Below are 6273 nucleotides of genomic sequence, written 5' to 3'. Positions count from 1 at the left end.
CTGGCGATCATCCTGGGGTTCATCGGGGTCAAGCTGATCCTGGAAGCCGTCCACGACAACTCCCTGCCCTTCATCAACGACGGCCAGCCCATCGACTCGGTCCCCGAGATCCCCACCTGGCTGTCCCTGGCGGTCATCCTCGGCGTCCTGGTCGTCGTCACCGTCGCCTCCCTGCTCAAGACCCGCGGCCAGACCCCCGAGGACGCCGGCACCCGGGTGGAGGACGCCGAGGGCAGCTGACGGCCGCCGGGTCCGGTCGTGGCAGGCTGACCGGACGCACGGGGCGGTAGCTCAGCCGGTCAGAGCATGGGACTCATAATCCCTGGGTCGTGGGTTCGAGCCCCACCCGCCCCACTCGGTCGGCCTGCTCGACCACCCGGGGCCCCTCGGCGGCTAGGCGGCCGACGAGCAGGTGGCGCTGACGTACTGCCCGGTCGAGGTCTGCTCGGCGACGACCTCGCCGTCGACGGTGATGCGGCAGGTGATGGTCGTGCCGTCCGGGACGGACCCGTCGAGCACGGGCTCCATGCTGCCGTTGAGCACCAGCGCGCTCGAGCTGAACAGGTCGTCGGGCACGCTCGTGGTGACCGTCCACGGCGAGGGGACGCCGGCCTCCTGCTGCTGGCCGATCGAACCGTTGGTCGCCGTGGCGTAGGTGGCGAGCATGGTGGGGGCGTCGGACTCCAGGGTGTAGACGACTTCCTTGTCGCCGCCGCCGTCGGTGCCCCCGGCGCCGCCGCACGCGGCCAGGAGGAGCAGGGCAGGAGCGAGCAGAGCTGAGCGGCGCATGTGAGTCCCCCGTGTATCCGATGTGGTTCCGGTACGTTACCGCGCAACTACTCGGGCGAGCGTCGCCCGGCCCTGCGGGGCGCGCGACCGCACCATGGGGGTGTGCCGTTCACCTACGAGACCACCGTCGACGCCTCGCCGCAGGCCGTCGTCGACACCCTGACCGACGAGTCGTTCGTCCGCGCCGCGTTGGCCGACCTCGGCGCCCAGGTGAAGGACGTGACGGTCGACGGGACGACGACCACCGCGCGCTACAGCGTCCCGACGACCGGCATCCCCGAGGCGTTCGCCCGGTTCGTCGGCGACCGGGTGGAGCTCACCGACGTCCGCACCTGGACGGTGAACGGCGACAGCGCGACCGGCACCGTGCTGGTCACCACCACCCTGTTCGGCCGCGACGTGCGGCTGGAGGGCGAGCGCCGGATCACCCCGGGCAGCACGATCAGCAGCACCGGCCGCTCGCACGTCGACGCACCGTTCGTCGGGCGCAAGGCCGAGGGCTCGGTCGACCAGCTCGCCGTCGTCGTCCTGGGGAAGGAGGCGGCGACCCTCGCCGCCCGCCTCGGCTGAGCTGGATCACCGAGGTCGGGCCGACCTGCTCCCGGTGACCGAGAGCGCGACCAGCAGCGCCGTCGGCACGGCGAGCAGGGCGGCCAGGCCCGTGCGGGCGGCCCGCAGGTCCTGGCACCGGTCGGCGATGTACTGCTGGGTGTCGCGCGAGGGCAGCTCGACCACCCCGCCACCGGCGTAGGAGTCGGTGAGCGGCCCACCGGACTCGTCCCGGGCCCACTCGGGCGAGGTGCCGAACGGCCAGCCGGCCTCGGCCACGCCGGCGCAGCTCACCGGGACGACCTCCTCGTCGGCACGGAACTCCCGGGCGCCGGGCGCGACCGCGACCAGCACGACCATCCAGACGAACAGCAGCGCGGCGAGGACACGGGCGGTCCACCGCATCGGTCGGGAGCCCACCGCTCAGCCGACCTGCTCGACGCCGCGGGCGTGGCGACGGGCCAGCTCCTGGTAGATCGACGGGTTGCCGTCGACCCACTGCGCCGCGCCCGCCGAGAGCGGACCCTTCACGCGGGCCGGCGAGCCGAGCGCCAGCACCTCGTCCGGGACGACGAGGCCCGGCGGGACCAGCGAGCCCGCGCCGATGAGCGCACGCCGGCCGATCCGGGCGCCGTCCTGCACCGTCGACCCGTTGCCGATCAGCGCCTCGGCGCCGATCACGCAGCCGTGCACCACGCACAGGTGGCCGATGGTGGCGCCCGGGCCGACCTCGGTGACCGGGTCGTCGCCGCCGTGCAGCACCGAGCCGTCCTGCACGTTCGCGCCCTCGCGCACGACGATCGCGCCGAAGTCGGCCCGCAGCACCGCGCCGTACCAGACCGAGGCGTGCGCCTCGACGGTCACGTCCCCGACCAGGGTCGCGGTCGGGGCGATCCAGGCGTCGGGGTGCACCTGCGGGGAACGGCCTTCGAAGGAGAACAGCGGCATGCCCGCAGCTTCACACAGCAGACCCCGGAGTCCCGTAGCACCGTGTCGACATGACGACACCGCAGTCCGACGAGCCGCAGCCCCGCGACATCGCCCTGGAGCAGGAGACCGAGGACCAGGTGATCGACCTGGAGGAGCAGAGCGACCCCGAATGAGCACCGGCCGCACCGTCGCCGGCCGGTACCGGATCACCCAGGAGATCGGCCGCGGCGGCATGGGCGTCGTGTGGCTGGCCCACGACCAGGTCCTCGACCGCGAGGTGGCGGTCAAGGAGATCACCTTCGGCCCCCAGGTCAGCCCGACGGAGCGGGCGATCCTCTGCGAGCGCACCCTCCGCGAGGCGCGCGCCGCCGGCCGGGTCGACCACCCCGCGGTCACCCGCGTCCACGACGTCGTGGAGGAGGACGGCAAGCCCTGGCTGGTGATGGAGCACGTCCGCTCCCGCACCCTGCTCCAGCTCGTCCAGGAGCACGGCCCGCTGCGGGTGGACGTCGTCGCCCGCCTCGGCCTGGACCTGCTGGACGCCGTCGCCGCCGCGCACCGCGAGGGCGTGGTGCACCGCGACGTCAAGCCGGACAACGTGCTCGTCGACGACGCCGGCCGGGCGCACCTGACCGACTTCGGCATCGCCACCACCACGGGCGACTCGAGCCTGACCGCGACCGGCACCGTCCTGGGGTCGCCGTCCTACATGTCGCCCGAGCGGGCCACCGGGCAGCAGCCCCAGCCGCAGGACGACCTCTGGTCGGTCGGCGCCACCCTCTACACCGCGGTCGAGGGCAGGCCGCCCTTCGACCGCGGCGACCCCATGGCCACCCTGCTGGCCGTGGTATCCGACCACCCTGCGCCGATGGTGCACGCCGGACCGCTGCAGCCGGTGCTGGTGGCGATGCTCGCCCGCGACCCGCAGCAGCGCCCCACCCCCGGCCAGGCCCGGGTGGCCTTCGACGGCGTGCTCCACTCCCCCACCGCCGCGGCCCCGGCGCCCGCCCCGCCGCCGGCGCCCCGGCCCCGGCCGGTGGACGCCGGCATCCAGGTGCAGCGGTTCGACGCCGCCGACCTGCGCCGCCGTGCCCACGACGCGAAGGAGATCCTGCGGGCGCTCACCGACCGGCCGGCCTCGACGCCCACGCCCCCGCGCCCGCGGTTCCGGTTCAAGCGGCGGTGGGTCGTCGTCCCCACCCTGCTGCTGGTGCTGCTGGCGGCCGCCGTCGTCGCGGGCGGCATCTGGCTGGTGGCCGAGGGCGGGCAGTTGCTCGGCGGTTGACCGGCCCGCGGTCCCGGGTAGGCCCGCGCGCATGCGTACCGACCAACTGCTCAGCGCCGCCTTCGACAACATCGCCGGGGTCGTCGACGCCGCCGTCGACGGCCTGACCCCCGACCAGCTGGCCCAGGCACCGCGCGCCGGCACCAACTCCATCGCCTGGCTGGTCTGGCACCTCACCCGCGTGCAGGACGACCACGTCGCGGACGTCGCGGGCCACGAGCAGGTGTACACGGCCGACGGCTGGGCCCGGCGGTTCGACCTCCCCTTCCCCGACGCGGCGCACGGCTACGGCATGTCCGCCGAGGACGCCGCGAAGGTGCACGCCGACGCCGAGCTGCTCACCGGCTACCACCACGCGGTCAGCTCGAAGACGAAGGAGTACCTGGCCACGTTGTCCGACGACGACCTCGAGCGCGTCGTCGACGAGCGCTGGGACCCCCCGGTCACCCTCGGCGTCCGGTTGGTCAGCGTCATCACCGACGACCTCCAGCACGCCGGCCAGGCCGCCTACGTCCGCGGGCTGATCACCTGATCCGCTAGCCTCCCCCGCACTGGCCACCGCGCCGCTGACGTCAGCGTCGAGCACCGCCTCGACCGACCACGTGATCGCGAGGAACGCGTCGTGCAGTCGACATCAGGCATCGTCTTCGGTCGGACGGCCCCGGGGATCCCGGTCAGGGACGTCGACCGGGCGGTGGCGTTCTACGTCGACGTCCTCGGCATGACCGTCTCCTTCACCAACGGTGACCCCGTCGGGTTCGTGATCCTGCGGCGCGAGGGCGCCGAGCTCCACCTGACGCTGGTCCGCGACCGCCCGGCGGGCACGCACAACGTGGCGCACCTCCTGGTCGAGGGGGCGGCCGAGCTGCACGACCACCTCGTGGCCCACGGCGTGCGCATCGTGAAGGGCCTGCGCGACGCCGACCACGGCCTGCGCGGATTCGTGTTCTGCGACCCCGACGGCAACCGCATCGACGTCGGGGAGCCGCTGCGGTGACCGCGGCCAAGGTCGACCTCAAGGACGACGACGCCTACCGCGCGCACCGCGGCGAGTTCCGCATGCTGACCGTCCCCGACCGGGCCTACCTGGCGGTCGACGGGCACGGCGACCCGAACACCGCGGCGTTCGCCGTCGCCGTCCAGGCGCTCTACCCGGTGGCGTACGCGCTCAAGTTCGCCAGCAAGGACGCCGGGCGCGACTACGTCGTCCCACCGCTGGAGGGCCTGTGGTGGGCGCAGGACATGGACGCCTTCACCCGGCGCCGCGACAAGGCCGTGTGGGAGTGGACCCTGCTGCTCCTGGTGCCCGACTGGCTCGGTGCCGACGACGTCGCGGCCGCCGTCGAGCACACCCGTCGGAAGGCTCCACCACGGCTGGACGACGTCCGGCTCCAGCAGCTGGCGGAGGGGCGGTGCATGCAGACCCTGCACGTCGGACCGTTCGACGACGAGGGCCCCGTGCTGCACCGGCTGCACCACGAGGTCCTGCCCGGCGCCGGGTTCGTCCCCACCGGGAAGCACCACGAGGTCTACCTGACCGACCCCCGCCGCACGGCACCCGAGAAGCAGCGCACGATCCTCCGCCAGCCGATCAGCTGATCACCCGCTCGGCCAGGTCGGCGAGCAGGCGGGCGGGTTCGGCGCGGCAGACCGCGACGTCGGGTTCGACGTCGGTCAGCCCGTGCGCGCCTGCGAACCCGGCTCCTGCGAGGTCGTCGGCGGCCAGCAGGACGACGCCCGCGAGACCGAGGCAGCGCACCCCGGCGGCCGCGGCGCGGCGGGCCACGACAGCCGGGCCCTTGCCGGTGAGCGTCTGGGCGTCGAGCGCGCCCTCGCCGGTGATCACCAGGTCGGCACCGGCCAGCGCGGCGTCCAGCCCGACCAGGTCGCAGACCAGGTCCGCACCCGAGGTGATCTCGGCACCCAGCAGGGCCAGCGCGCCGGCCGCGGTCCCGCCCGCTCCCCCGGCGCCGGGCACGTCGTCCACCTCGACCCCGAGGTCGCGCCGCACCACGGCGGCGAACCGGGCGAGCGCGGTGTCGAGCTCGTCGACCTGGGCGGGGGTCGCCCCCTTCTGCGGCCCGAACACGTGCGCCGCCCCGGTCGGCCCCGTCAGCGGGGCGTCGACGTCGGTCGCGATGAGCACCGGGACGCCGGCCAGCCGCGGGTCGAGCCCGGTGGCGTCGATCCGGTCGAGGCGGGCCAGCGCAGCACCGCCGGGCGGCAGCTCGGCGCCGGACGCGTCCAGGAACCGGACACCCAGCGCGGCCAGCATCCCGGTGCCCGCGTCGGTGGTGGCGCTGCCGCCGATCCCGACCACGAGGCGTCGCACACCGGCGTCCAGGCCGGCCAGCAGCAGCTCCCCCACCCCGCGGGTCGACGCGGTCAGCGGGGCGGGCGGCGCCAGGTGCAGCCCGGCGGCGGTGGCCAGCTCGACCAGCGCGGTGTCGCCGTCCACGGCGAGGACCGCTTCGCGCGGGGCGCCGTCCGGCCCGGACACCCGGACGGCGAGCGGCGTCCAGCCCGCCCGGAGCGCCGCCGCCACCGTCCCGTCGCCGCCGTCGGCGATCGGGCGCAGCAGGAGCTCGGCAGCGGGGTGCACCCGGGCGACGCCGGCGGCGATCGCGGCGGCCACGCCGTCGGCGTCCAGGGTGCCCTTGAACTTGTCGGGGGCGATCACGATGCGCACGACGGGCAGCATGCCGGACTCCGGCCTACCG

The 6273-nt window shown here is 74.7% G+C and carries 9 protein-coding genes, 1 tRNA gene and 1 pseudogene; 7 read left to right on the top strand and 4 right to left on the bottom strand.

Annotated features, from left to right (window positions below; translation table 11 throughout):
- Window positions 1-240, top strand: a pseudogene (locus tag BLS67_RS11745) (TerC family protein); the annotation flags it as partial.
- A gap of 40 nt (window positions 241-280) precedes the next feature.
- Window positions 281-354: transfer RNA gene (locus tag BLS67_RS11740), tRNA-Ile, on the top strand.
- 39 nt (window positions 355-393) lie between these two features.
- On the opposite strand, the gene BLS67_RS11735 is transcribed toward BLS67_RS11740, so the two are convergent.
- Window positions 394-789, bottom strand: a complete 396-nt coding sequence (locus tag BLS67_RS11735; RefSeq protein ID WP_091244952.1) for a hypothetical protein — start codon at window positions 787-789, stop codon at window positions 394-396.
- Between the two features lie 102 nt (window positions 790-891).
- Here BLS67_RS11735 and BLS67_RS11730 point away from each other — a divergent pair, with 102 nt between their 5' ends.
- Window positions 892-1359 (top strand): DUF2505 family protein, encoded by a 468-nt coding sequence (locus BLS67_RS11730; protein WP_165617553.1) that lies wholly within the window; start codon window positions 892-894, stop codon window positions 1357-1359.
- 6 nt (window positions 1360-1365) lie between these two features.
- Here BLS67_RS11730 and BLS67_RS11725 read toward each other — a convergent pair whose 3' ends face one another.
- Window positions 1366-1758 (bottom strand): hypothetical protein, encoded by a 393-nt coding sequence (locus BLS67_RS11725; protein ID WP_091244947.1) that lies wholly within the window; start codon window positions 1756-1758, stop codon window positions 1366-1368.
- Window positions 1759-1761: 3 nt separating this feature from the next.
- Window positions 1762-2286: a gamma carbonic anhydrase family protein gene (locus BLS67_RS11720; RefSeq protein ID WP_091244945.1), complete on the bottom strand. Its 525-nt coding sequence runs from the start codon at window positions 2284-2286 to the stop codon at window positions 1762-1764.
- Window positions 2287-2437: 151 nt separating this feature from the next.
- Between BLS67_RS11720 and BLS67_RS11715 the strand changes: the two genes are divergently transcribed.
- From BLS67_RS11715 to BLS67_RS11700, 4 genes are all read left to right on the top strand, one after another.
- A complete protein-coding gene (locus BLS67_RS11715; RefSeq protein ID WP_091244943.1) occupies window positions 2438-3553 on the top strand; it encodes a serine/threonine-protein kinase in 1116 nt (371 codons plus the stop codon).
- Window positions 3554-3584: 31 nt separating this feature from the next.
- Window positions 3585-4085, top strand: a complete 501-nt coding sequence (locus BLS67_RS11710; RefSeq protein WP_091244941.1) for a mycothiol transferase — start codon at window positions 3585-3587, stop codon at window positions 4083-4085.
- Window positions 4086-4175: 90 nt separating this feature from the next.
- Window positions 4176-4550 (top strand): VOC family protein, encoded by a 375-nt coding sequence (locus BLS67_RS11705; RefSeq protein ID WP_091244940.1) that lies wholly within the window; start codon window positions 4176-4178, stop codon window positions 4548-4550.
- Window positions 4547-5152, top strand: a complete 606-nt coding sequence (locus BLS67_RS11700; protein WP_207500503.1) for a GyrI-like domain-containing protein — start codon at window positions 4547-4549, stop codon at window positions 5150-5152. Before BLS67_RS11705 ends, BLS67_RS11700 begins: the two co-directional genes overlap by 4 nt.
- Here BLS67_RS11700 and BLS67_RS11695 read toward each other — a convergent pair.
- On the bottom strand, window positions 5145-6254 hold the full coding sequence (locus BLS67_RS11695; RefSeq protein WP_091244937.1) for a glycerate kinase: 1110 nt from the start codon (window positions 6252-6254) through the stop codon (window positions 5145-5147). The two genes, BLS67_RS11700 and BLS67_RS11695, sit on opposite strands and share 8 nt — an antisense overlap.
- Window positions 6255-6273 lie beyond the last annotated feature (19 nt).

Origin of the sequence: Klenkia soli, assembly GCF_900103975.1 — a bacterium.
Taxonomy (GTDB): domain Bacteria; phylum Actinomycetota; class Actinomycetes; order Mycobacteriales; family Geodermatophilaceae; genus Klenkia; species Klenkia soli.
The sequence above is the reverse complement of the archived record's forward strand: the minus strand, read 5'-3'. Positions and strand labels throughout refer to the sequence as shown.

Excerpts from the sequence above, each read along its gene's own strand:
- BLS67_RS11735 (WP_091244952.1), bottom strand. The coding sequence starts at position 789 with ATGCGCCGCTCAGCTCTGCTCGCTCCTGCCCTGCTCCTCCTGGCCGCG.
- BLS67_RS11715 (WP_091244943.1), top strand. The coding sequence starts at position 2,438 with ATGAGCACCGGCCGCACCGTCGCCGGCCGGTACCGGATCACCCAGGAG.
- BLS67_RS11695 (WP_091244937.1), bottom strand. The coding sequence starts at position 6,254 with ATGCTGCCCGTCGTGCGCATCGTGATCGCCCCCGACAAGTTCAAGGGC.
- BLS67_RS11710 (WP_091244941.1), top strand. The coding sequence starts at position 3,585 with ATGCGTACCGACCAACTGCTCAGCGCCGCCTTCGACAACATCGCCGGG.
- BLS67_RS11720 (WP_091244945.1), bottom strand. The coding sequence starts at position 2,286 with ATGCCGCTGTTCTCCTTCGAAGGCCGTTCCCCGCAGGTGCACCCCGAC.